Annotated in this window: 19 protein-coding genes; 11 read left to right on the forward strand and 8 right to left on the reverse strand. The window is 67.4% G+C overall.

Annotation, left to right across the window (positions count from 1 at the left end; translation table 11 throughout):
• Nucleotides 1-57: 57 nt before the first annotated feature.
• Nucleotides 58-675: a GNAT family N-acetyltransferase gene (locus tag L5G32_RS16245; protein ID WP_237012115.1), complete on the reverse strand. Its 618-nt coding sequence runs from the start codon at nucleotides 673-675 to the stop codon at nucleotides 58-60.
• 60 nt (nucleotides 676-735) lie between these two features.
• On the opposite strand from L5G32_RS16245, the gene L5G32_RS16250 reads away from it, so the two are divergent.
• The 4 genes from L5G32_RS16250 to recD all read left to right on the forward strand — a co-directional run bounded on the left by L5G32_RS16250 (nucleotide 736) and on the right by recD (nucleotide 9,844).
• A complete protein-coding gene (locus L5G32_RS16250; RefSeq protein WP_237012116.1) occupies nucleotides 736-1,224 on the forward strand; it encodes an acyl-CoA thioesterase in 489 nt (162 codons plus the stop codon).
• 63 nt (nucleotides 1,225-1,287) lie between these two features.
• Entirely contained in the window at nucleotides 1,288-4,638 is a 3,351-nt protein-coding gene (gene recC / locus L5G32_RS16255) for an exodeoxyribonuclease V subunit gamma (RefSeq protein ID WP_237012117.1), read from the forward strand.
• On the forward strand, nucleotides 4,635-7,991 hold the full coding sequence (locus tag L5G32_RS16260) for a UvrD-helicase domain-containing protein (RefSeq protein ID WP_237012118.1): 3,357 nt from the start codon (nucleotides 4,635-4,637) through the stop codon (nucleotides 7,989-7,991). Before recC ends, L5G32_RS16260 begins: the two co-directional genes overlap by 4 nt.
• Nucleotides 7,988-9,844 carry an exodeoxyribonuclease V subunit alpha gene (recD, locus tag L5G32_RS16265; protein ID WP_237012119.1) on the forward strand — a complete coding sequence of 619 codons (1,857 nt, stop codon included), beginning with the start codon at nucleotides 7,988-7,990 and terminating at the stop codon, nucleotides 9,842-9,844. The genes L5G32_RS16260 and recD overlap by 4 nt, the downstream gene beginning before the upstream one ends.
• Before the next feature lie 6 nt (nucleotides 9,845-9,850).
• On the opposite strand, the gene L5G32_RS16270 is transcribed toward recD, so the two are convergent.
• Nucleotides 9,851-10,624, reverse strand: a complete 774-nt coding sequence (locus L5G32_RS16270) for a PIG-L family deacetylase (protein ID WP_237012148.1) — start codon at nucleotides 10,622-10,624, stop codon at nucleotides 9,851-9,853.
• Between the two features lie 82 nt (nucleotides 10,625-10,706).
• On the opposite strand from L5G32_RS16270, the gene htpG reads away from it, so the two are divergent.
• Entirely contained in the window at nucleotides 10,707-12,629 is a 1,923-nt protein-coding gene (gene htpG, locus L5G32_RS16275) for a molecular chaperone HtpG (RefSeq protein WP_265739105.1), read from the forward strand.
• A gap of 4 nt (nucleotides 12,630-12,633) precedes the next feature.
• Nucleotides 12,634-13,092 (forward strand): nitroreductase family deazaflavin-dependent oxidoreductase, encoded by a 459-nt coding sequence (locus L5G32_RS16280; protein ID WP_237012120.1) that lies wholly within the window; start codon nucleotides 12,634-12,636, stop codon nucleotides 13,090-13,092.
• 104 nt (nucleotides 13,093-13,196) lie between these two features.
• On the opposite strand, the gene L5G32_RS16285 is transcribed toward L5G32_RS16280, so the two are convergent.
• The 5 genes from L5G32_RS16285 to L5G32_RS16305 form a co-directional block, all read right to left on the reverse strand.
• A complete protein-coding gene (locus L5G32_RS16285) occupies nucleotides 13,197-14,651 on the reverse strand; it encodes a carotenoid oxygenase family protein (protein WP_237012121.1) in 1,455 nt (484 codons plus the stop codon).
• The gene (locus L5G32_RS16290; RefSeq protein ID WP_237012122.1) at nucleotides 14,648-15,280 is read right to left on the reverse strand and encodes a hypothetical protein; all 633 of its coding nucleotides are present in this window, start codon (nucleotides 15,278-15,280) and stop codon (nucleotides 14,648-14,650) included. Before L5G32_RS16290 ends, L5G32_RS16285 begins: the two co-directional genes overlap by 4 nt.
• A gap of 70 nt (nucleotides 15,281-15,350) precedes the next feature.
• Nucleotides 15,351-18,155: a LuxR C-terminal-related transcriptional regulator gene (locus L5G32_RS16295; protein WP_237012123.1), complete on the reverse strand. Its 2,805-nt coding sequence runs from the start codon at nucleotides 18,153-18,155 to the stop codon at nucleotides 15,351-15,353.
• A gap of 92 nt (nucleotides 18,156-18,247) precedes the next feature.
• Nucleotides 18,248-19,093 (reverse strand): crotonase/enoyl-CoA hydratase family protein, encoded by an 846-nt coding sequence (locus tag L5G32_RS16300; protein ID WP_372491710.1) that lies wholly within the window; start codon nucleotides 19,091-19,093, stop codon nucleotides 18,248-18,250.
• Between the two features lie 64 nt (nucleotides 19,094-19,157).
• Complete coding sequence (locus tag L5G32_RS16305) at nucleotides 19,158-20,903, reverse strand: alpha/beta hydrolase (protein WP_372491711.1); 1,746 nt, start codon at nucleotides 20,901-20,903, stop codon at nucleotides 19,158-19,160.
• Nucleotides 20,904-20,982: 79 nt separating this feature from the next.
• Between L5G32_RS16305 and L5G32_RS16310 the strand changes: the two genes are divergently transcribed.
• From L5G32_RS16310 to L5G32_RS16325, 4 genes are read left to right on the forward strand one after another with little or no spacing between them, the layout of a single operon-like run.
• Complete coding sequence (locus L5G32_RS16310; RefSeq protein ID WP_237012126.1) at nucleotides 20,983-21,660, forward strand: VOC family protein; 678 nt, start codon at nucleotides 20,983-20,985, stop codon at nucleotides 21,658-21,660.
• Nucleotides 21,657-22,289 (forward strand): LON peptidase substrate-binding domain-containing protein, encoded by a 633-nt coding sequence (locus L5G32_RS16315; RefSeq protein WP_237012127.1) that lies wholly within the window; start codon nucleotides 21,657-21,659, stop codon nucleotides 22,287-22,289. Before L5G32_RS16310 ends, L5G32_RS16315 begins: the two co-directional genes overlap by 4 nt.
• A 28-nt stretch (nucleotides 22,290-22,317) precedes the next feature.
• Entirely contained in the window at nucleotides 22,318-23,307 is a 990-nt protein-coding gene (locus L5G32_RS16320; protein ID WP_237012128.1) for a pirin family protein, read from the forward strand.
• Nucleotides 23,304-23,639 carry a GNAT family N-acetyltransferase gene (locus L5G32_RS16325; RefSeq protein ID WP_237012129.1) on the forward strand — a complete coding sequence of 112 codons (336 nt, stop codon included), beginning with the start codon at nucleotides 23,304-23,306 and terminating at the stop codon, nucleotides 23,637-23,639. Before L5G32_RS16320 ends, L5G32_RS16325 begins: the two co-directional genes overlap by 4 nt.
• Nucleotides 23,640-23,740: 101 nt before the next feature.
• On the opposite strand, the gene L5G32_RS16330 is transcribed toward L5G32_RS16325, so the two are convergent.
• A complete protein-coding gene (locus tag L5G32_RS16330; protein WP_237012130.1) occupies nucleotides 23,741-24,202 on the reverse strand; it encodes a carboxymuconolactone decarboxylase family protein in 462 nt (153 codons plus the stop codon).
• Between the two features lie 194 nt (nucleotides 24,203-24,396).
• On the opposite strand from L5G32_RS16330, the gene L5G32_RS16335 reads away from it, so the two are divergent.
• On the forward strand, nucleotides 24,397-25,017 hold the full coding sequence (locus L5G32_RS16335; RefSeq protein ID WP_237012131.1) for a pyridoxamine 5'-phosphate oxidase family protein: 621 nt from the start codon (nucleotides 24,397-24,399) through the stop codon (nucleotides 25,015-25,017).
• Nucleotides 25,018-25,181: the final 164 nt, after the last annotated feature.

The raw sequence follows: 25,181 nt of genomic DNA on the forward strand, positions 1-25,181 counted from the left end.
AGTTGTCGAGAGTCAATAGGGTGTCGAGCGCTGCTTCACAACGGTAGTACTTGACGGTCAAGCGGTCATCTCGGTGGTGCCGATTGCGCGGCGGTGCCTGCCCGCGGCTCCCGCCGAATGATGTCTGCCGCGGCTCGCCGTCCACTGCTCGCGCAGCAACTCGTACTCGACGTCGCCGTCCATTCCGTTGCCCGACAGATGATCCGCCGACAAGGACATCGGGGAGAGTCGCATCCCGAGCTTGCGCATCACCCGATGCGATGCGGCGTGCTCGGCGTGGGCGCTGGCGAACACGCGGCGTGTGTCGGTGGACAGGAACGTGACGGCGATCAGCGCCGAAGCGGCCTCCGTCGCCAGTCCCGAGCCCCAATGTCTGCGGGCGATGCGATAACTGAGTTCGAGTTCCTGCTCGGCGCTGTGCCTTGGCAGACGAAGTTGAACCCAGCCGACGAATTCGTCGCCGCGGCGCAGCGACGCCGTCCACATTCCGGTGCCGTGCGAGGCGAACTGTGCCTGAGACCGCGGCACGATCCAGTCGGCGACGGTGTCGCGGCGAGTGGGATCGCCGCCGGACACGTATCTCATCACCTCGGGGTCGGCGTCGAGTGCGTGCAGTCGATCCACGTCGTCGGGCGACACTGGACGCAGTCGCAGACGTTCGGAGTCGATGGCCACGCCCGGCAGTCTAGCCACGCGTGTGGCAGTCGTGTCGGACGCCGGGGATATGGTCGACCCGTGTCGGATGAAGAGAACGTGACGGGTGCAACGACCGCGACGGGGTCGACGGAACCAGATGAGAAGGACCCGTTGACCGTCGAGGTCGCGCTGAGGTGGGGCGATCAGGACTCGCTCGGACACGTCAACAACGTGCAGATCGCGCGCATCGTCGAAGAAGCGCGCATCCGAGCGATGTCGGCGTGGTTCGGCGAGGCGCGCGGCGGATTCTGGGTGGTCCTCGCCCGTCAGGAGATCGAGTTCGCCAGCATCCTGCACTACGACGAGCGGCCTGTGCGGGTCCAAGTGTGGATCACCAGGATCGGAAACTCGTCGGTCGACGTCGGTTGCCGTCTGATCGCACCGACGGGGCAGGTCGCCGCGTTGGCGGAGACGACGCTCGCTGCTGTCGACCCGACGACGTCTCGTCCGATGCCGTGGCCCGAGTCCGCCGCGCGCGGATTCCGCGAGCAACTCGGCGACCAGGTGCCGTTGCGCCGTCGCCGCTGACACATCACGGAACAGACGTCGGTCAGATGACGGGGGAGCACACGACATGGTGAAGATGCCGAGATGCTGACGGTACACAGGGCCGAACAGGCCGACACCCTGGTCGCGGTCTTGGCGGATGCCCTCTCGACTCCGCTGTCCGATCCGATGGCGACGGAGGTCGTCGCCGTGCCCGAACGCGGTGTGGAGCGGTGGCTCGGACAGCAGTTGTCGCTGCGGTTGGGGATCGCCGCCAATATCGCATTCGACTCCCCGGCGTCGTTGCTGCGGCAGGTGAGCGTCGTCGCGGCCGACGACGCGGACGCTGCGCAGGCCTGGTACTCCGATCGGCTCCGATGGCCGGTGCTGAACGTGCTCGACGAGCACATCGGCGACGATCGACTCGCCGTTCTCGCTGCCCATCTCGGAACATCGGGCGATACCGAACGCGCCGACCTACGGCGAGGCCGACGGTTCTCGACCGCGGCGACGATCGCCGGACTGTTCGGCGCGTACGGGTGGCAGCGGCCGGCGATGATCGCCGACTGGGCGCAGGGACGCGACACCGACGGTGCGGGCGGCGCGCTCGCCCCGCACCTGCAATGGCAGCCGTGGTTCTGGCGCCTCGTCCGCGAACACGTGGCACTCCCGCACCCCGCGGAAGATCTGCCCGGACTCACCGCGCGGTTGCGCGCGAATCCCGAACTCGTCGAGTTGCCCGAGCGGCTCTCGCTGTTCGGCCCGACGCGGATCCCACAGACTCTGAAAGCGGTGCTCGACGCACTCGCCGTCCACCGCGAGGTGGCGCTGTATCTCCCGCACCCGTCGGATGCGTTGTGGCGCAGGATTGCCCAGACCTCGGTGGACGAGACGCCGAGGAGCCGAGCCTCTCGCGACGCCGCCGCCGTGCATCACCCACTGCTGGCGGCACTGTCGCGCGACGTGCAGGAGATGCAGGAGACCCTGCGATCGTCGATCGACGAGGACGTGTACCACGAACCGATCCGCACGCCTGCTGCGACGGTTCTCCGCGCGCTCCAGGACGGACTCGGCAGCGACCGGCTCGAACAGAGTCGTCCGGACGCAGACGAATCGGTGGAAGTGCACGCCTGCCACGGCCCCGAACGACAGGTCGAAGTCCTACGAGATCGTCTGCTGCACCTGTTCGCCGACGATCCGACCCTGGAGCCGCGCGACGTCCTCGTCATGTGTCCCGACGTCGAGGGCTACGCTCCGCTGATCCGCGGATCGTTCGGGCAGGCCGGGATGCATCACCCGGCGTACCGGCTTCGTGTCCGGCTCGCCGATCGGGGGCTTCGTGAATCGAATGCGGTCCTGGACGTCGTGGCGCGCGTGCTCGACCTCGCGGCGGGACGGGTTCGCGCAGGCGAGCTCATCGATCTCGCATCGTCGCCGCCGGTACGGGCGCGCTTCGGATTCACCGACGACGACATCGACTCGCTCGCGGCCTGGATTCAGCGGTCCGGCGTGCGGTGGGGACTCGATTCAACCCAACGCGAACGCTTCGGGCTCGGCGGCTTCCCGCAGGGCACGGTCGCGACGGGGCTCGATCGGATGCTGCTGGGCGTCGTCGCCGAAGAGTCCGAGAACGAGTGGATGGCCACCGCGTTGCCGTTGTCGGGCATCGACTCGACCGACACCGATCTGGTCGGACGATTCGCCGAACTGTGCGACCGCCTCGCCACGATCGTCGCCGACGTCGAACGGCGCCACCCGGTGACCGCCTGGGCCGAACTGCTGATCGGTGCCGTGGACGCGCTGACCGATGTCGCCGACGACGACGAATGGCAGCGGGCACAGGCAGTCGGTCTGATCGGCGACGCGCTCGCCGCGGACTCCGATTCGACGACAGAACTCGAACTCGGCGACGTGCGCGACCTCGTGACCGGGCTGGTGGCCGCGCGGCCGACCCGATCGAACTTCTGCACGGGCGAACTGACGGTGTGCTCGATGGTGCCCATGAGATCGGTCCCGCACCGGGTGATCGTCCTACTCGGCATGGACAGCGCCGCTTACCCCCGTCCGGCCTCGCTCGACGGCGACGACGCGCTCGCAGTGAACCCTCTTGTCGGCGAACGTGACCGGCGGGACGAGGACCGCCAGATCTTCTTGGACGCGGTGTCCGCTGCACGCGATCACCTGTTGGTCTTCTACACGGGCGCCGATCCACGCAGTGGCATGCGACTGCCGCCGGCCGTGGTCGTCAGCGAACTCATCGACGCGGTCGACGGCATCGTCACCGGCACCGACGACGGACGCAGCGATTCACCGGTGGTGCACCGACATACGTTGCATGCGTTCGACGAACGAAACTTCGCCGACGCCGACGGACGCGGCCCGTTCAGCTACGACGGAACGCTGTTGGCCGGGGCGACGGCGCTGCGCGACCAGACACGGTCCGATCTGCCTGCTCCGCCGCTGCCACGGGTCTCCGACGCCCGGCTGGCGGCCCAAGACGCCGCCGACGTCGACCTCGACGAACTGATCAGATTTCTGACGGCTCCGGTGGAGGGGTTCGCCCGTCAACGTCTCGGGATCGGGATCCCCGACGAGGTCGAGAAGTACCAGGACCAGCTCGCGGTATCGCTGGACGGTCTCGAGAAATGGGGCGTCGGCGACCGCTACCTGCGTGCCCTGCTCGACGGACGCGACCCGATCGCAGCGCAGGGCGCCGAACTGCGGCGCGGAAGCCTCCCGCCGTTCGCCTTCGGGGCGGAGACCTTCGGCCCCATCCGGGACAAGGCGCAGGCGGTGGCGACTGCCGCGGACGGCTATCGTTCCGATTCGGCGGACGCCGTGGACGTACGCGTCGACCTGCCGGGCGGGCGGCGACTCTACGGCACGGTCGGCGATGTGTTCGACGGCCGTCTCGTGCCGGTCAGCTATTCGCGGCTCGGCCCCAAACATCGTCTCGCGGCGTGGATTCGGTTGTTGGCGATGGCCGCGTCGGGCGCTGTCGCGGAACCTGAAGCCGTCGTCGTCGGGAGCGCAGGCGGACAGCGGCCGGCAGCCAAGATGAGCCGGCTGAGGGCACCGGGCGACGCCGCCGAGATCCTCGCGGTCCTCGTCGCGATCCGCGACGCCGGGCTCACGGCGCCGATCGGACTGACCTTGGACGCCGCGGAAGCCGCAGCGTCCGAGTTCAGCAGAGCAGGCAACGAGCGCCGAGCCATGCAGCGTGCCTCGTGGGCGCACGGTTCGTCGTACAACGACCCGAACCGGTACGCGAGTCTGGTGTTTCACGGCGACCCCGGTGCGCCGGTGACCTTCGACGAGTTGTGCGTGTCGGTCCCGGAGCCTGCGGCGTTCGCCGACGTCGAGCAGTGGCTTCCCGGAACGGCGACGACCCCGATGTACCTACGCCTGGCGACCGCAGTGTTCGGTCCGCTGCGCGCCAACGAGGAGGACCGATGACCGCGGCGGCATTCGACCTGCGAGCGCCGCTTCCGAACGGAACCACGGTCCTCGAAGCAAGCGCAGGAACAGGGAAGACGTACGCGATCGTCTCGGTGGCTGTTCGGCATGTGGCCGAGGGCGTCCCGGTGTCGAAACTGTTGATGGCGACGTTCTCGAACGCAGCGTCGGCCGAGCTGTGCGACCGGACCCGGTCGCGGCTCATCGAGTGCCTCGCCGCCCTCGACGACGAGCGAGTCCACGACGACGACCTGGTGGCGTGGCTGCTCGATGCTCCGGCCCCGGAGGTCGCGGTCCGCCGCGAGCGTCTGGTGGCTGCACTGTCGGACTTCGACGCCGCGACCGTCGCGACGACGCACACCTTCTGCAACCGGATGCTGGCCGCACTCGGTTTCCTCGGCGGTCGTGAACAGCAGTACCCGATCGTCGAGGACGTCGACGACATCGTCGACGACGTCGCGCGCGACGCCTACTTGGCTCGATTCGCAGGCGACCCGGACTCGGCTCCAGGCTTCGACGAGTCGGTCGAGATCGCACGGGCCGCGGTGCGCAACATGAATGCGATCCTCGCTCCGACTCGCGAGGGCGAGCGGACCGACGACTCGGACCTGAGAGTCCGGATGGCCGAGCACGTGCGACGACAGACGCAGCGACGCAAGCGGCTCGCCCGGCTCCGCACCTACGACGACTTGCAGAACACGTTGTACGCAATAGTGACGGATCCGGACATCGGCGAACTCGCGTGCGCGCGGATCCGCGACCAGTTCGACGTCGTCCTCATCGACGAGTTCCAGGACACCGACCCGCAGCAGTGGGAGATAGTCCGCCGCTGCTTCCACGGACACGTCCCGTTGATTCTGGTCGGCGACCCCAAACAGTCCATCTACGCATTCCGTGGAGCCGAAGTCCTCAGCTACCTGAACGCTGTCGTGACGGCCGACGACCGTCGTCTGCTGACGGTGAACCGCAGATCGGACGAGGCCGTCGTCGCAGGTCTCGGTGCGTTGTTCGGCGGTGCTACGTTCGGGCACCACGACATCGCCTACCACCAGGTGCAGGCGCACCACGCCGGCAGCCGAATCCACGGTTCGCCCGCCATCCGCATCCGGGGCTTCACGAAGAACCAGTTCACCGTGATGACGCAGGACGGCACCACCCCGCGCGTCGCGCAAGTCCGCGACCGAGTGATCGACGACGTCGCGGACGACGTCGCTGCGCTCCTCGCGTCCGATACGACGATCGACGTCGACGGACATACGCGGCGCGTCGAGCCCGGCGACATCGCAGTGCTGCTGCGGACCAACCGAACGATCGAACCGTTGCAGCGGGGGCTCGCCGATCGCGGTGTCGCATCGGTCGTCACCTCGGGCACCTCGGTGTTCGCGACGGACGCCGCACGCCACTGGTGGCATGTCTTGACCGCGATCGATCACCCGTCGCGACAGCCTCGAGTGCGGCTCGCCGCACTGACTCCGCTCGTCGGCCATACAGCCGAGAGCCTGGAGATCCAGGGCGACACCGGAATCGGGACGTTGGCCGGGAAGTTCGCCGAGCTCGGCCGAGTGTTCGTCGACGCCGGGTTCGCCGCTATGGCGGCTCGCCTGTTCGACGAGTTCGACACCGCGGAACGCGTCCTCGGTTCCGCAGGCGGCGAACGACTCCTCACCGACGTCCGCCAGGTCGCCGACGTCTGCAACCGTCGAGTCGCCGACTCCGGGGGAGGGCTGCCCGCGATCGTCGATTGGCTCGGTGAGCAGATCGCCGGCCTGTCCACGTGGTCGGGCCGCGGCGACGCCACCCGACGCCTCGACCGGGACACCGCAGCTGTGCAGATCATGACGGTGCACGCGAGCAAAGGGCTCGAATTTCCGATCGTCTATGTTCCGTTCGGGTGGGACGGTGCGGCGCGAGTCAATCCGGCGACGTTCGTCTACCACGAGGACGACGACGAGCGGTATCTCGACGTCGCAGGAAAACAGGCTCGCGGATACGCGCGTCGCGACGGCCGGGCACGTTCGGAGAGCGCGGGCGAGGATCTGCGCCTGCTGTACGTCGCGGCGACCCGGGCCCGCTCGCAGGTGGTGTTGTGGTGGGCGCCGAGCACGACGACGGCGCGCGGTGCACTGCACCGCCTTCTGTTCACCGTCGGCGACCGCGAGGTCGCTGTGCGCCAGGGCACGACGGTCCCGATTCCCGACACCGTGCCGATTCCTGCGGAGGACATCGACTGCGTCGCCGTCCTCCGACAGGTCGCCGCACTGCAGCCGTCGATCGTCGTCGAACCTGCGGGACGCCACGAGGGCGTCCGGGCTCCGCGACCGACAGTCGGCCCAGCGAGCGGGCCGCTGTCGGTCGCGCGCTTCGCCCGTTCCATCGACGACGGGTGGCGACGTACCTCCTACTCGGCGATCGTGGCTGCGGCGCACGCCGCCGCCCATCCCGAGACAGGGGCTGCCGCACACAGTTCCGCGGCGATCGGCACCGGAAGCGAACCAGACGACAGCCGGGTCGCCGACGAGCCGTCCGACGGCCCCGATCCGACGGTCGGGGAGTCCGGCGTCGTCGACGGGACCCCTTCTCCGATGAACGGTCTCCCGTTCGGTGCGGGCTTCGGCACGCTCGTGCACGAGGTGCTCGAGCACGTCGACACGTCGCAGCCCGAGATCGACGACCACGTCCGCACTCAGGTCGTCGAGGGCGCGGCGCGGCGCGGCGTCGACATCGACGTCGACGTGCTGACGTCCGCGCTCGTCGCAGTGCTGACGACACCCCTCGGTTTCGGTGACCTGTGGAGCATCGGTCCTCGCGACCGTCTCGCCGAGATGGACTTCGAACTGCCGCTGTCGTCGGCGGGCGGCGGGTTCGGCCTCGATGCGGTCGGTGCGCTCCTCGCCGAGCATCTGCCTGCCGACGATCCACTGGCTCCGTACGCCGAACTCGTCCGCGCGGTCTCCGCCGACCGCTTCCGCGGATTCCTGACCGGCAGCATCGACTCGGTCCTGCGGACGCCGGACGGACGTTTCGTGGTCGTCGACTATAAGACGAACCGTCTCCGTCCCGGAGACCTCGCCGTCGAGGACTTCGGGCGCGAGGCGATGGCGGCGGAGATGATGAGCGCGCACTATCCGCTCCAAGCACTTCTGTATTCCGTTGCGCTGCACCGCTATCTGACGACCAGGTTGCCCGGATACCGGGCTGCCGACAATCTCGGCCCGGTGCAATATCACTTCGTGCGAGGTATGGCAGGGCCTGCGACGCCGCCGCGCTGCGGAGTCTTCGAATGGACGATGTCGCCCGACCTCGTCGTCGCCATGAGCAGACTCTTGGCCGGAGAGACAGGTGAGTCGTCATGATCGTCGCTTCCGAGGACGGCGTCCTCGCCCCGTTCAACGCCGCGGGCGTCCTGACTGCGTCGGACGTGCACGTGGCACGGCGCGTGGCACGACTGTCCGGAGCCACCGTCGACGACGATGTCCTGCTCGCCACCGCATTGGCCGTCCGTGCAGTCCGGACCGGCTCGACGTGTGTGCAACTGGATCGAATCGGCGAGACGATCGTGGACCGAAGCGACGACGAGTCGGGCACGTTGACGTGGCCGCCCGTCGACCGGATGGTTCGAGCGCTCGCCGCATCCGAGCTGGTGACCGGGAGCCCGTCGGGGCCGTTGAAACCGCTCGCCCTCGCCGAATCGGACGACGGCCCACTGCTGTACCTGCGCAAGTACTTCCGACAGGAGCAGAGTGTCCGGCAGATCCTCGACGCCCGTGCCGCAGGCCGACCGGACGTCGACGCTGCCGCCGTCAGCACGGCGATCGAAGCATCGTTCGGGGCCGCCGACGACGCCGGGTACGACCGTCAGCGCGCGGCAGCGGCGTTGGCCGCGACGAGTTGGACGACGGTCCTCGCGGGCGGTCCGGGCACCGGTAAGACCTACACCGTCGCGCGGATTCTGGCGATGATGGAAGAGCTCCTCGGCGCAGACGTACGAGTCGGGCTGTGTGCGCCGACGGGGCGAGCAGCAGCCCAGTTGCAGACGGTGATCGGCGAGTACAGCCGCACGCACCACAAGCTGCACAGCGATCCGAAGGCGGTCACCGTCCACCGACTCCTGGGTTCTCGGCCGGACGGCACGTTTGTCCGTGGAGCCGGAAACCGTCTGCCGTTCGACGTGGTTGTCGTCGACGAGACGTCGATGCTGCCGGTGACCATGATGTGTCGCCTCCTCGAGTCCTTGCGCAGCGACACCCGTCTGATCCTGGTCGGCGACCCGCATCAGCTCGTGTCTGTCGAAGCAGGTGCGGTGCTCGCCGATCTGGTCGACAGGGGACTGGGCGCAGTCGACACTGCAGAGCTGCCTCCCGCATTCGAGACGGCCGCGTCGATCGGCGACGGTGACTTCACCGACGACGAGCGGGCTGCGTTGGCGCACGGTGTGATCACGCTGCGACGCGGACACCGCTTCGGCAATCGGATCGGCGACGTGGCCGAAGCGGTCAACGCGGGCGACGCCGAACGGGTCCTGGAGCTGGTGGCTGGGGACTCGGATGCACAAGGAGGGGCCGACCGCACCGTGACGCTCGTCGACCCGGACGAGCTCGATTCGGTGCGAGCGAGCGTCGTCGGCTGGGCGGGCGATCTGGCCGACGCCGCGCGGTCGGGGGACGCGAGCGCCGCCGTGGCCGCGTTGAGATCGCATCGAGTGCTGTGTGCGCACCGCATCGGTCGGTTCGGCGTCGCCGGATGGTCGCGCCGCATTCTGGGTTGGATCGGCGACGATCTCGGCGCCAGACCGATGGACGGCGCCTGGTACGCGGGCGAACCACTGCTGGTGACGGCGAACGACCGTGCGCAGGAGGTGTACAACGGCGACTCGGGTGTGGTGATCGCCGACGGCGACTCGCTGGCCGCGGTCTTCGAGCGCGGCGATCAGGTGAAGCGGCTCCATCCGAGCCAGCTGGGCGACGTCGTCCCGGTGTACGCCATGACGATCCACCGCAGTCAGGGCAGCCAGTTCTCCGAGGTCACCGTCGTCCTGCCTCCGGCGGACGCCGAACTATTGACGCGCGAGCTGCTCTACACCGCGATCACCCGTGCCCGCGACCGCGTCCGTATCGTCGGGACCCCCGATGCGCTGCGCGCCGCCGTCGGACGTCGCGTCGCTCGAGCAAGCGGGTTGCGCACGCAGTTGCGTGAAGTAGGCGGATAGCCCGGTTCAGAGTGGTGGGGCGAGGTCCGCGCCGCCCTTGACGAGGTCGCGCCGCAGGTACGACTCCGAGCCGAGGAACTGCCGCTGCGGTTCGTTCGGCAGCGAGGAGAAGCTGCGCATCGACGCACTCCGCTTCATCTCGGTCTGGTGGCAGACGATCGCGCGGATCTTCGCGCCGACCTGATCCTGAAGTTCGATCCGCACGTCGATCTCGTCGTCGGGCGTACCGATGATGGGCAGGTGCCGTTCGTCCGGGAGATAGGGGCGCAACAGACTCACTACGCTGACGGGGATCGTCGCGAAGTAGAGCGACTTCACCTGCCACGGATCGCCGGTGTCCGGACGGTAGTGAACGAGCGGTGCGGCATCGGCGGCCGCACACACGACGCGATTGACGTGGATGTGATCGGGATGTCCGTATATGCCGTAGGCGTCGTAGGTGACGACGACGTCGGGGCGGAGTCGGCGGATGTGCTCGACGAGGACACCGACCTGTTCGTCGAACGGGACGTCCAGGATCGACCGAGATTCGGGAGCCGAGTCGGGGACCATGCTGTCGGCGTATCCAAGCGTGATCGGCGTGCGTGGGAGGCCGAGCTCACGGGCGGCGTCGAGCAGTTCTCGGTGGCGGCTGGTCCCGGGAGCCCATGTCGCGGTGATCAAGTCGGCGTCGCCGCCCCGCGCGACGTGTGCGGCTATCAACCCCCCGGTCCACAGCGACTCGTCGTCGGGGTGGGCGTGGACGAACACTGCACGCGCTATGTCGGACACGGCGTCTATAGTACGCCCAGATCGCTAGGTAAACTCGTCGGAGCCGATCGGCACCACTGGTCCCCGCACGGGGTGAGAGAGGAGAACTGCGTTGTCGTCACAGGTACACGAGTTTCAGGCGGAGGCACGCCAACTGCTCGACCTGATGGTCCACTCGATCTATTCGAACAAGGACAGCTTCCTTCGGGAACTGATATCGAACGCGTCGGATGCGCTCGACAAGGTGCGCATCGAGGGGCTGACGAACAAAGACCTGGACGCGGACATCTCCGATCTGCACATCAGGCTGGCTCCGGACGCTGCGGCCCGCACGCTGACGGTCGCCGACAACGGCGTCGGCATGTCACGCGACGAAGTGATCGACCTGATCGGCACCGTCGCCAAGTCAGGCACCGCCGAACTGCGTCGCACGCTCGCCGAGGCCGACAAAGCTGCGTCCGAGGAACTCATCGGACAGTTCGGCGTCGGTTTCTACTCGACGTTCATGGTCGCCGACGAAGTCACCCTCGTCACCCGCAAGGTCGGGGAGAGTGTCGGCACTCGCTGGTCGTCGACCGGCGACGGCACCTACACGATCGATGACGTCGACGATGCTCCGCAGGGAACGACCATCACGCTCGCGTTGACCGAGGTCGACGAGGAGAACGCGGTCAACGACTACGCCGACCGCTCCGTGCTGCGTCGCCTGGTGAAGAAGTACTCGGACTTCATCGCGTGGCCGATCCGCATGGTGGGCGAGGCTCCCGAAGCCGCCGAAGCCGGGTCGGACGACGCCGAGGCCGAATCGACCGAGCCCGTCGACGAGACGTTGAACTCGCAGAAGGCCCTGTGGTCCAAGAACAAGAACGAGGTGTCGGCCGAGGAGTACGCCGACTTCTACCGGCACGTCTCGCATGCGTGGGACGAGCCGCTCGAGACGATCTCGCTGCACGCCGAAGGCACCTTCGAGTATCAGGCGCTGCTGTTCATTCCGACGCAGGCGCCCTTCGACCTGTTCATGCGTGAGCGTTCCAGCGGCATCCATCTGTACGTCAAGCGAGTGTTCATCATGGACGACGCCGACGACCTCATGCCCGAGTATCTACGTTGGGTGCAGGGCGTGGTCGACGCCGCAGACCTGTCGTTGAACGTCTCGCGCGAGATCTTGCAGCAAGACCGTCAGATCCGGGCGATCCGTCGTCGTCTGGTGAAGAAGGTCATCTCGACGATCCAGGAGATCGCCGACACCCGCCCCGACGACTACAAGACGTTCTGGGAGAACTTCGGCCGTGTCTTCAAGGAGGGCCTGGTCAACGACGTCGACAACGCACAGGCGATCCTGAAGGCGTCGGTGTTCGCGTCGACGCACTCCGAGACCGAGCCGACCCGACTCGCGGACTACGTGACCCGGATGGCCGACGGTCAGGAGGTCATCTACTACATGACGGGCGAGTCGCGGACGCAGATCGAATCGAGCCCGCACCTGGAGGCGTTCCGTGCCAAGGGCATCGAAGTCCTGCTGCTGTCCGACCCGGTCGACGAGGTGTGGGTCGGCACCGTCGGCGAGTTCGGCGGCAAGAAGCTGGTGTCGGTCGCCAAGGGCGTCGTCGACCTGGACGGCGAGGACGCCGAGAAGGTCGACGAGGCGCAGAACGAGGAGTTCACGCCGCTCCTCGACTGGTTGGGCGAGACGCTCACCGAGGACGTGTCGTCGGTCCGCCTGACCACGCGTCTGACCGACTCGGCAGCCTGCCTGGTCGGTGACGAGTTCTCGATGACGCCGCAGTTGGAGAAGCTGTACCGGGCGTCGGGGCAGCCAGTGCCGCACAGTAAGCGGATATTGGAGCTCAACCCGGACCACGAGTTGGTCACGCGCCTGCGCGAGAAGTTCGCGTCGTCGGACGACCATGCGGGACTCGAGTCCGCAGCGTCGCTCGTCTATGCGGCAGCGGTGCTGGCCGAAGGCGGCGAGTTGCAGGATCCGGCGTCGGTCGCTCGGCTGATCGCCGCGCAACTCACCGAGTCGTTGAGCTGACACCGTGGGACTCCTGACGCCGCTCGCCATCAAGATCGGATCGTATCCTCGGATGTCCGAGTATCTGCCGACGATCGTGAAGGCCGATGACCTGATCCAGAAGGTGAGCGGCGGCCGGGGGTGCCTGCTGCAGATCGCCGGGCTGCCGAGCGTGACGATGACGGTCATCGGACGTAAGAGCGGACAGCTGCGCAGCACGACGCTGCTCGCCGTTCCCGATGGTGACGACTGGTTGATCACGGGTTCGTACTTCGGCGGTCCCAAGGCTCCCGCCTGGGTGTTCAACGTGCGTGCTGCGGGGTCGGTGACGATCCGCGGCACCGAGTTCTCGGCCGTCGAACTGTCCGGCGACGCGCGGGCTTCGGCGTGGGAGACGCTCCGCGCGGTCTGGCCCAACTTCGACCTCTACGAGCAGCGCACCGAACGCGTCATCCCGGTGTTCCGGTTGTCGCCCCGGCCCTGATCGGCCTTTCGCGCGCCGAGACGGTCGTCCGGGTGCCGTTCGGCGGTGCAGTTCAGTTGGGGGATGGGAACGGCACCGCTGAACGGCGGGAGACCTCCTCTCTGCTAGTTCTCTTCCGGGAGCCAGTTGCCGTGCAGTCCGAGGGGGACGCGCACGGGGATCTCGACGCGGGCGACGGGTCCCGCGTCCGGGTCAGACGCGGCGAACACCAGGAACTGGCTCGTTGTCGCGTCGGCATCGGTGGCGAAGGTCATCCACCAACCGTGGTCGGGGTCCGGGTCGCCGGGGCGGGCTGCGAACGCGGGTTCGCCGAGTAACAGATCGTCGGAGATCCACCCCTTCCGTCTGCCGTCGGACGGCCGATACCAGTAGAGCGCGTCGGCGGCGCCGATCGGGAGTGTCCGACGGCCGCTGTCGGTGGAGACGGCGATCCGGTCGTGTCGTCCGGCGATGCTGCGGTCGTCGATGCGCGGGAACTCGATGTCGGCGTCGTCGACGACGGTGTGGTGCATCCCGCCCGACCGAGGATCCAGGACAGTCCGGACGAGCGACGTGGTGTTCGGTGCGGTGGACAGCCCCATGCCGGGATGGTCGTGCCGTACGAAGTCGACGACGACTCGGTCGTCGCCCGTGCCGTCAGCGTCGGCGTCGAAGGCATTAGCGGTGTGCCACAACCAGAACGCGTCGTGTGTGCACCACCGGACCGGGCCGCCGTCACGGGGCACGAGTCCCACCCAGGTGCCGCGGTCCGGCTGCCAGGACAACAGTGAACCGCCCGACATGGCGGCGTGCACGTCGAACAACAGGGGCGCCACGAACAGAACGAGGTTCGTGCTCGTGAGTGCCATGTCATGGATCATGCAGGGTGCGTCGACCCCGGCGACGGGCGTCGGCGGACGCACCACCGAACCGTCCGGTCCGAGTGACGACCAGGTGAGATACGGAGCCTCCAACAGATAGCAGAAGGTGAACATCTCCCCGGTGAGCGGATCGACCTTCGGGTGCGCAGTGATCCCTGCGGGCAGCGCGCCGTCGAACAGTTCGCGACCCAACGTCTCGAGGTCCGGAGACAGCCTGAACGGATTGTCCGACTCGGCGAGAGCGAGGATCCGCCCTGCGTGGCGAACGATGTTGATGTCCGGCAGGTCACGGGTGACGTACGCCAGGTCGGGTTCGACGTCTGCCGGGTCGGGAACGGCGCCACTCATGACACCCGGCCAGATCGCATGCCCCCGCCGTTCCTCGCGTTCGATCGCGGGCGTGCGGACGAATCGATTCGAGTAGGAGGCGGCACCGTCGACCAGACGGATCCGGTGCACCATGCCGTCACCGTCGACGGGGTAGGTGTACGAACCGATCGGCGCGAACCGGGGGTTCGGACCGTTGCGCACGTACGACCCGTTCAGTTCAGCCGGAACCTCGCCGACGACGCGGAGGCCGGTGAGGTCCGATTCGGTGACGACCGACTCGAACGGGCCGCGCAGGTGCGGATTCGTGGCGGGATCGACGGGAGCGAAACGCAACCGGCCTCGCGATGCCGCGACCTCTGAGGCGGTCATGCGGTCTGCTCCACCGGTCGGCCGGCGCGGGCGGCGATGGCTGCGGCTTTCGCACGCTCGGGGTAGGCGATCGTGAACCGGATCAACGCTATGTAGACGCCGATCGGGATGACCCAGTTCAGGAGCAGGTCCAGGTGGCCACGCGACAGGTCGACGCCGCTGTCGCCGACGGCGATGACGACGACCGACAGCAGTCCGAGGACGACCTGCGCGCCTCCCCAGAGTGCAGACAGCACCCGGTTGACCCGGATGAACGTGGGAGTGCGCCAGAACTCTTCAGGCACAGTCTGTTTCGCGATCTCTTCGGTGAAGGAGCGCACCGGGAGCATAACCAGGATGATCGCGCCCAACGCCACCATGACAACTGCCGCCGACCATGTCACCAGCCATCGCTCGATGTCGGGTCCACCGATGAAGTCCATCGCGGCGATCACTCCGAAGATGCCGACAGCGGCTCCGTTGAGCACGCTCGATCCACGGTGCCGCTTGTCGCCGAGCACGAAGAACACGGCGGTCAAGACGAGCGCGACCACGGCCGCCCAGCCGATGGCGTCGTGGAAGTCGCGCTCGCTCAGAACGTCGAAGGCGATGAAGGGGAGGAAACCGACGATCACAGCGAGAGGGTTCATGCATTCCACCATCGCTCTGGTTGCGCCGCGAGACATCCGCCGAATGGCGTAGCTTTGACCGATCGGGGACTCAGCGCCTCGGAAAAGCCGCGTTTCCCGGGTGCGGGGCGTACTCGTGCGGTGCGGCGGTGAACACCGTCGCTACCTCGACTCGTGACCGCACTCCGAGCTTGCCGAGAATGTGGGAGACGTGGACCTGCACCGTCCGCGGCGACAGGTAGAGGCGCGCGCCGATCTCTGGATTAGTGAGCCCGTCCCGGACGAGTTGCGCCACCCGCATCTCGGCGGCGGTCAAGCTCGCCGGGCCGCTGTGCGCCGGGCTGTGCTTCTGACGAGGCCCTCGTCGAACGCCCAGTTCTCGGATCCGAGACAGCAGGCGGTCGCAGTCGGTCGACGCTCCGGCCTGCTGGTAGATCGCGAGGGCCTCGTCGGCGTGGCCGCGGGCACGGGCGAGCTGCCGGTCGACGGCGGCCGCACAGGCCGCTTCTTCGAGAGCGGCGGCCGCAGTCATCGTGTACTCGAATTCGGCGGCGCGCCGTGCTGCTGTCTCGATGAGGTCCACATCGCCCGTGGACATGCCGACGACGAGATCGACGTTTGGCGCCACCGCTCGGCATCCTGAGGTGTCCAGCCCGCTCACCGCATCGGCGACCTGTACCGTCAGGCGATGGTCGCGGCAGACGAGGCCGATCCGAGCCACGTCGGGGGCGACCTGCAACATCCACGCGGCGCCCGATGCCCGTGCTGCGGTCCAGAAAGCGCGGGCATACGCGAGGGTCGCGGCCGGATTACCTGCGACCTCCAGGATCGCGAGATTCGCCCAGCCCGGATCGTCCATCCCGAACTGCAGCGGCAGCCGCCGCGAACTGAACTCGCGAAGCCGGTCCTGGGCTTCGCGGAATCGCCCACGATGCGCCTCGATGTAAGCGAGTTGACCGACGGCGATCGATACCCAGCCGCTGCCCGTCTCCTCGGCGAGTTCCAGGCCTGCCGTGTACTCGGCGACTGCGTGGTTCCAGTCGCCGGCAGTGAACGCGGTGCCCGCGGCGACGAAGCAGTGATAGGGGGAGAGCCATCCGCTACCGGACTCCTGTGCCCTAACACGCACATCCTGCACACTCTGCCGAGCGGAGGCGACGCCGTGGGCGTACAACTCGAACAGCGGCGGCCAGATCAACGCGGTCGTGCGCTCCCGACGTCCCTGATCGCCGAGGTCGAGTGCGAAGCTCTCCTCGATCAGTGCGACCGCTTCGAGAGACCGGCCGTCGAGGTGGGCAGCACAACTCAGCGAGGTCAGCGCGCGAGACTGTGCATCGCGATGGTCGTTCTCGATCAACGCCGGGAGGGTCGCGGTGATCTCGGCTGCAGCGTCTCGCCAATCGCCTGCCAGGATCCGGACCCAGGCGTGGGTCTGTTCGAGTTCACGGCGCAGCTCGGGCTCGAGATGCGGGGACGCGAGGAGTTCGGACAGTGTCCGCAGAGCGTCGGTGGTCTGCCCGCCGTCGATCTGTGAGCGGAGAAGGACCTCGAACAGTGCCTCGGGGTCGGTGCCGTTCGCGAGTTCGGCCCTGGCGAACTCGACTGCCTCGCGCACCTGTCCCGCCGAGAGCAGTGCGCGGGCCTGCTCACTGGCTGCCGGCGCCGACTCGTCTCCCGCGTAGATCGGGACTTCGGCGAGGAGTTCAGCTGCGACCGAGGGAGCGAAGTCGCGGGACTCGCCGATGGCCTGCCAGAGGACACGCGCGACGGTCTGGTCCGGTGGTGAGTCCGCACCGTCCGCAGCGCGCATCAGGTGTTCGGCGACGACGGCCGCCGAGGATCCCTTGTCGTCGAGGACAGCCGCGACTCGCCGGTGCAGGGCACGGCGGGTCGGCGCGTACATCAGCTGGTAGGCACCGTCACGGTAGACGTCGTGGCCGACCGCGACGATCTGCTCGGTCGGCGAGTAGGTCACGAGCCCGCTGTCGCGAAGATGATCGAGTGTGGGACGCAGAGCGTCGCCGGTGGTGTACATGATCTCGGCTATCTCGCCCAGAGGCGCCGGAGCGGCTCGGACCGCGAGCACGCCGAGCAGTTCCAGGGCGCTGTCGTCGAGGTCGCTCAAGGACTCTCGGACCAACGGTCCGAGTTCGGCGCCGACCGCCACGCCGTGGTCACCGACGAGATCGACCTCGTCGTCGGAGACCTGGTGGAGCAGTCGTGCGGACCGCAGAGCGCGTAGCAGTTCTTTGACGAACAACGGGTTGCCGCCTGCGGCGCGCAACGCGTGCGTCAGACGCGGCGACGGTCGGCGGCCGAGAACCGCGTGCGTGAGTTCGAAGACATCCGGCGCAGCCATCGCAGCGAGGTGGATCCGGGTCGCCGTCTGGATCAGCAGTGCATCGACCTGGTCGCGCACCGGGTGAGCCCGACCGACGAGAAGCACGGCCAGCGGCAGATCGCGGGCAGCCCATACGAGGCGACGGAGCACACGCAACGATGCGCCGTCGACCTGGTGCAAGTCGTCGACGCACACCAGGACGGGACCGGACGAACAGAGTCGGTCGATGCGCGCGAACGCGAATTCGGCCGGATCGTCATGCCCGGGAGCCGCCCCAACGAGGTCGCCGACCAGAGCGTATCCACTCCGATTGTGCAACGGATCCCCACGCGCAGTGAGGACGTGACAGTCGGTGATGCTGCGGGCCCACTCGGCGTACGCGGCCGTCAAGTGCGTCTTTCCGATGCCTGCGGGACCGATGACCGCCACCGATTGGCCTCGGGGCGACGATCCGCGCACTACCGGGTCGAGCAAGTCGCGCAGCGAGGTCTCGGTGGCAGCGCGGGACGGTGAACAGTCTGCAACCGCACCCTGACTCCCGGGATGTCGCTCCATCGAGCTCTCCCTCCACCACGGGGAGCTTATCGCCTTAATCGGTCGTTCGTTCGATTTCCGGCGACCTCGCGGGCGGTTCCGCCGCGGTGGGGCTACTCGCCGGTGAACTTCGGGGGGCGCTTCTCGAACACGGAGGTGATCGCCTCGGTGAGGTCTTTACTCGGTAGGAACGCGGCGTTCCACGCTGCGACGTAGCGGAGGCTGTCGGCCACGGCTCCGCTGCGCGAGTGGTCCAGGACGTCCTTGACACCCTGTACGACCAGCGGGGGATTGACCGCGATCTCGGCTGCGGTACGGCGGGCTGCGGCCAGGACGGCGTCCTGGTCGTCGTACACGTCGCTGATGAGGCCGATCTTCTCGGCGCGAGCGGCGTCGATGTCCTTGCCGGTCAGCGCGAGTTCGCGAGTGTGACCGTCGCCGATGATCAACGGCAGTCGCGCAAGCGATCCCATGTCGGCGACGATCGCTACTCGCACTTCGCGCACGCTGAACTTGGCGTCGGTGCTGGCGACGCGAATGTCCGCAGCGGTGATCAGGTCGACACCGCCGCCGATGCACCAGCCGGAGATCGCCGCGACCACAGGCTTGCGGCAGTCGGCCACCGCGTTCACGCCCCTCTGCATACGCTTGACCATGTCGTGGAAGTCGGTGCGCGGCGCGGCCTTTGCATCCTCGGCGAGGATCGGCGCGAAGTCGCCGCCCATCGCGGGCAGGTCGAGGCCGAACGAGAAGTTCTTGCCGGAACCGGTCAGCACGACCGCCCGGACGTCCTTGTCGGCGTCGATGCCTTCGAACAGTGGGATCAACTCGGACCAGAAGTCCGGGCCCATCGCATTGCCTTTCCCCGGTCCGATCAGGGTCACCTCGGCGACATGGTCGGCGACCTGGACGTCGAAGGCCTGGTACTGGTTGCTGTCGCGGTAATCGGGTGTAGTCACGTCGTTGCTCATCCTTCGTATGTTACTCGCTGGTAATGGTAGGTCCCGGTATGGATAGGACAGGTCACTCGCGGGTCAGGTGGGGCAGAAGTCGTTCGGTGTCGGCGTCGGTCCATCCCGCTGGTTCGAGGATCCTCGCCCAGGCTTTCGGGATCGAGGCGAGGTAGTTGTGACCATGGCCGTCCGGGACGTCGACGGACACGGCCATGTCTGCCGCTACCTGCAAGAACGTGACGAACGGGATCCATTGTGTGGCGTCCAGGACGTCGGGCCCACGTCGTTCGTCGAGCCAGTCCGGTTCGGACAGGATCAGATCGGGCGACCACCATGAGATCGGATCGGACGCGTGCTGGAGGTACACGATCCGGGGAGTCGACCACGGCTCGTCGGTCGGGCGGTCCAGATCTGCTGCGTCACTGATGAAACGGACCTGTTCGCCGCCGTCGACGACGGGGAGGTACTCGGGCGAACCGGCGTCGCGGTCGTTAGTCGTGTCCCGCCACAACGTGTTGCTGAACGTGGGTCCCGTCAGTAGGACTCCGTCGGTGCGGGCGGCCATCGTCGGGATGGACCCGAACGGCGACTCGCCTGCGAAGGATCCGAGGCTCTCACCGAACACGACGATCTTCGGGCGTTGCGCTTCGGGTACTTCGCGGACCAGTTTGTCGACGGCTTCGAACAACGCTCGGCCCGCCTGCCTGGCACGCTCCTGGTCGACGAGGAACGACAGCCAACTCGGCAGCGTCGAATACTGCATCGACACCATGGCTGTGTCGCCGTTGAACATGTACTCGAGCGAATCCGGATTGGCGCGGTTGATCCAGCCGGTGCCGGTGGTGGACGCGATGCCGATGACTGCTCGATCGAGGCCGCCTGCACGGACGAGTTCGCGGGCGGCGAGGTCTGCGGCGGCGTCGATGTCAGGCGCTGAGTCGATGCCTGCGTAGACGCGGATCGGCTCTTGCGCCGGACGCGCGGTGAACTCGCCGATCTCAGCGGCGCTCGGCCCGGTGGACACGAACGCACGTCCCATCCGGCCCAAGCTCTCCCAACGCGCCAGCGACTCCGGACCGCCTGATCGCAACGGCGAGGTCGGTGGCTCCGAGTCGGGGGTGGATTCGTCATTGACCGCCGCGAACGTCGAATTGAGCGCGCGCATCGTGTTCTTCGCGACGACGTCGTTCACGAATACGAGACTGGCCACCAGCACGACGATGACTGCGACGGCTGCCGAGATCCGTGGCGGGACATGTCTGCTCAATCGACGAGTCAGTAGGCGTACCAGTGCGCCCCACGCCTGACCGAGCAGTAGAAGTACCAAGAACACGACGACGGCGATTGCCAGGATCTGCGGGTACGCGCCCCAGGAGAGGCGATCGACGCCCATCAGATCGCGGAGCTCGTCCTGCCACCGCGCGAACCAGTAGAGCATCACCGCGGTGCCTGCCGCGGCGACGACGCCGAGGACGATCCACGCGGCGCGGCGCGGGCGCGGCCACGGCTCGGAGCGCGAGACGAGATACCTTGCGAACCAAGCGAAGAAGGCTCCCAGCAGGTAGCCGACGGCGGCGGCGCCCGCACTCACGACTCCCTGGAACAGCGGCCCGCGCGGCAATAGCGAGGGAGTGGCCGAGAACCACAAGAACACGGTGGCGATGACCGCACCGGTGAACGAGAGCCGCCCACCGTAGGTCGTCGCCCAGCGTCGGACCCGCGAGCGTGCGGGCGGACTCTCAGCGCCGGAATCGGGATCGTCGTCCGCCGCACGATCGGTGTCAACGGACACGGCGTCTCCTCCGGGTGTGGACATGATGTGGTCATTCATACGCTAGGGCGCGATCGGCCGGAACGGCCCCGTTCCCTGCGGCGGGTTGTGGGACCATGGGGCCGTGAGGAACTCGAACGATCCGATCGCTGCATCCGACGTCCGTATCGGCATCCCCGTCGCCGACGTCGACGCGGCGACACGCGCCTATCGGATCCTGCTCGGCGCACCGGCGGCCGACCGCCAGTGGGCGGCGGCCAACGGGTCGCTCGTCCTGCTCGACGCGGACTCGGATCCGTCAGTCGACTTCGTGGTTCCCGACGAGGCTCGGGCGCGCGCCCAACTCGAACGGCGAGGTCTGTCGGCCACCGACCACGCGCCGATCGGCGTGACGGAGGCGATCGGTCGGGAAGTCGAGTGGCCGGTGCTCGATCACATCGTTCTCACGCATTCCGACGCGGATGCGGCGATCGCGTTGTACGCGGGGCGATTCGGACTGAGTCTGCGTCGAGTGCGGCCGCTCGGCGACGGGCTGGACCAACTGTTCTTTCGGACACCGACGGTGGTCGTCGAAGTCGTCGCAGGTCCTGCGATGACCGATCGCGACCGGTTCGGTGGGATCGCGTGGTTGACAGAGGACATCGACGCCGACCAGGAGCGCATCGTCGAGGCCGGGCTGGACACCAGTGAGGTCCGCGAGGGGCGCAAGCCGGGGACCCGTGTGTGCACGGTCCGGGAACGAGTCCTGGGTACTCCGACTCTTCTGATCGAACAGTCGCCACGCCTGGACGACCTGTCATGACGACGCCGATGTTTCCGCTCGGTTCGGTCCTGCTGCCCGGTGAACAACTGCCGCTCCGCATCTTCGAGCCCCGGTACGCCGACATGCTCGATGACGTGACCGCCGCGGACTCGACGTTCGGCGTCGTGTTGATCGAACGCGGGTCCGAGGTCGGCGGCGGTGACGCCCGAGGGAATGTCGGCACGCTGGCGTGGGTCAAGGAGTGGGCGGAGAGCGGACCCCGGCAGTACTCCCTGCTGTGCGCAGGCGTCCAGCGGATCGCCGTCGACGAATGGTTGCCCGACGACCCGTACCCGCGAGCCCGGACACGGGATCTGCCGGATGCCGACGGCGACGACCCCGTCTGGTCCGTACTGCTGGATCGGCGCGCGCAACTGCAGCTGTTGTGTGGACAGGGCGGGCGCCGCGACCCCCAACTGCGGTGGATCGCTTCGCAACTCGCCGAACCGGTCGACTATTCCGGCCACGATGCGACCGCGGCGAGCTTCCGTGCGACGTCGGAGCTGCCGTTGGGTGCAGCCGACCGGCAGCAAGCGCTGGTCGCGCCCGACGCTGCCGCACGCGTCGACGTCCTCGTCTCGGCGGTCGACGACCTGCTTGCAGCACTGCGGTTCCGTCTTCAAGCGTGAGCGTCGGCGGACGGCTATCCTCGGCGGCATGAGCAATCTCGAAGTCCAGCCTGACGAGGTCGGTTGCTCGGGGACCGCGTCGGACGGCGTTGAAGTCGTGACACCCCGGGAAGTACCGCTCGGCGGGATCCGCGCGATGCTGGTTCGGCGTACGCTGCCGACACGTGATCGTTCGATGATCGGCGCCTGGTGTTTCGCGGACCACTACGGTCCGGAGCCGGTGTCCTCGAGCGGCGGTATGCGGGTTCTACCGCACCCGCACACCGGATTGCAGACCGTCAGTTGGCTGTTCGAAGGCGAGATCGAGCACCGCGACAGCGCGGGCGTCCACGCGATGGTCGTGCCCGGCGAGCTCAACTTGATGTCGGCGGGCCACGGGATCAGCCATTCGGAGGTGTCGACCACAGCCACTGACGTCCTTCACGGCATGCAGTTGTGGCTCGCTCTGCCCGACGCGGTTCGTGACGAGCCCAACGGATTTCAACACTTCGTACCTGATGCGGTGCCGTTGGCCGGGGTCGATGGGACCGAGGCGGGGACCGCACGCGTCTTCATCGGCGCCCTCGGCGGTTCGACGTCGCCCGTCGTCACCGCGACGCCGTTGCTCGGTGCGGAACTGGTCCTGACGCCGGGGGCGCGGGTGAACCTGTCTGTGGACCCGAGTTTCGAGCACGGCGCGATCCTCGACACGGAGCGGCTCGTCGTCGCAGGCGTGGAGATCGGCCACGCGAGCCTCTGTTATGTGGGTCCGGGGTCGTCGACCCTCACGGTGGAGAATCCGACCGACGCTCCCGCCCGGGTGATCCTGCTGGGCGGGGAGCCGTTCGGAGAGGACCTCATCATGTGGTGGAACTTCGTTGGGCGCGATCACGACGAGATCGTCGCTTACCGTGAGGAATGGGAGAGCGCCGCAGAGCGTTTCGGATCAGTAGACGGCTGGGACTCCGATGAACGGATTCCCGCGCCGCCGCTCCCCAACAGTCGGCTCAAGCCGAGAAGGAGGCCCGGACAGTCATGAGTGAGAGCACCGAGCAGGTCGAGGTCACCCGCAACGACGCAGCAGGTCGTTACGACATCACCGTCGACGGAGAACTCGCAGGTTTCACGGAGTTCGTCGACCACGACGGTCAACGCATATTCCCGCACACCGAGTTGGACGACAAGTTCTCGGGCCGTGGCCTGAGTTCGGTCCTGATTCGCCAGGCTCTCGCCGACACTCGCGCGGCCGGACAGCGCATCGTCCCGATCTGTCCTCTCGTCGCGCGGTACATCTCCAAGCACGAGGACGACGTCGGCGACATCGTCGACCGTGCGACTCCGGAAGCCCTCGAGTTCCTCAAGTCGCGCTAGACCACTGGTCGAGCCCTTTTCTGCTGGTCGAGCCCTTTTCTGCTGGTCGAGCCCTTTTCTGCTGGTCGAGCCCTTTTCTGCTGGTCGAGCGCAGTCGAGACCTACCGCGGACGTACGTTGTGCGCGCTCATGATCGACACGCGGTTGAAGGCGTTCATCGTGATGGCCGCCCATGTCACGGCAGAGATCTGCGCCGCGTCGAGGATGTCGGCGGCGCGTTCGTATGCGCAGTTCGCGTCTTCGTGGCTCGGCAACTCGGTCACTGCTTCGGCGAGGTCGAGCGCGGCTTTCGTCTGGTCGTCGTAAATCGACGGTGCCTCGCGCCACGCCGGTAGTACGGCGATCTGCTGCTCGGTCGCACCGGCTTTGATCGCGTCGGCGTGGTGGAGGCTGAGACAGAATGCGCACCCGTTGATCTGCGAGCAGCGAAGATTGACGAGTTCGACGATCCGGCGGTCGAGTCCGGCCTCTGCCGCCGCCTCTGCGACCCCGAGCGACACAGCGACCAGTCGCTTGTAGACGTCGGGATTCTGCTTGTCGAGTTTGACGCGAGGTGTCAGCATGCGTCCCACGGTAGCGGTCGGCGGGAGTTTCCTCTCCCGGTCGCGCGACAGTCCTTACGCTGATCGAGCGGAGTCGAGATCGCTGGTCGAGCGGCACCACCGCCGGTCGAGCGGTCCCTCTGCTGATCGAGCGGAGTCGAGATCACTGGTCGAGTGGGTTGAACTCCCGGCGCGATTCGCGTGAGATCGAAGGCATGGCGACTGAACCGGAGAACCTCAGGACGTTGACTCGAAAGCCGGACCGAGGCGGGGACCGAGATCTCCTCGACGAGGTACTCGACGAAGCGTTGGTAGGCACCGTGTCGACCGTCGTCGAGGGCTGGCCGTGGTCGGTCCCCATGGTGTTGGCCCGGTTGGGCGACGACGTAATCGTTCATGGTTCGACTGGGGCGGGGCTGCTCCGTCACGTCGCGGAAGGGGCTGCCGTCACGGTCACCGCGTACGTGTTGGATGGCCTCGTCGTCTCCAACACGATGTTCGACCATTCCGCGAACTATCGTGCCGTGGTGGTGCGCGGGATCCTCGAACCGGTGGACGACGAGGCCGCAGCCCTCGCAGCGTTGACGGACAGCATCGTCCCGGGGCGCTCGTCCGAGACGCCGCTGATCACCGCGAAGGAGATCGCGGCGACGCGAACCCTTCGGCTGCCGATCGTTGATGGTCAATGGACCGCGAAGGCCCGAAGCGGGGGAGCAGGCGTCGACACCGACGAGTGGACCGGCGTGATTCCGGTCAGCACCGTCTACGGCGAGCCGCTCGCCGACATCGGCGGCACCATGCCAGCCTCCGTTCGTCGGCTGGTCGACGAGCAGTAGACGAAAGCCCCTGTCGGTCGAGCGGAGTCGAGACCTGTTGTGGAGCCGGGGGATCTCGACTCCGCTCGATCAACGGGGGTACCGCTCGATCAGCAAAAGTACCGCTCGATCGCAGGCGTACGGTCCGGTCGGCGGTCCTTCCGTTGGTCGAGCGGAGTCGAGAC

This window comes from Gordonia zhenghanii (assembly GCF_021738965.1).
Taxonomy (GTDB): Bacteria; Actinomycetota; Actinomycetes; order Mycobacteriales; family Mycobacteriaceae; genus Gordonia; species Gordonia zhenghanii.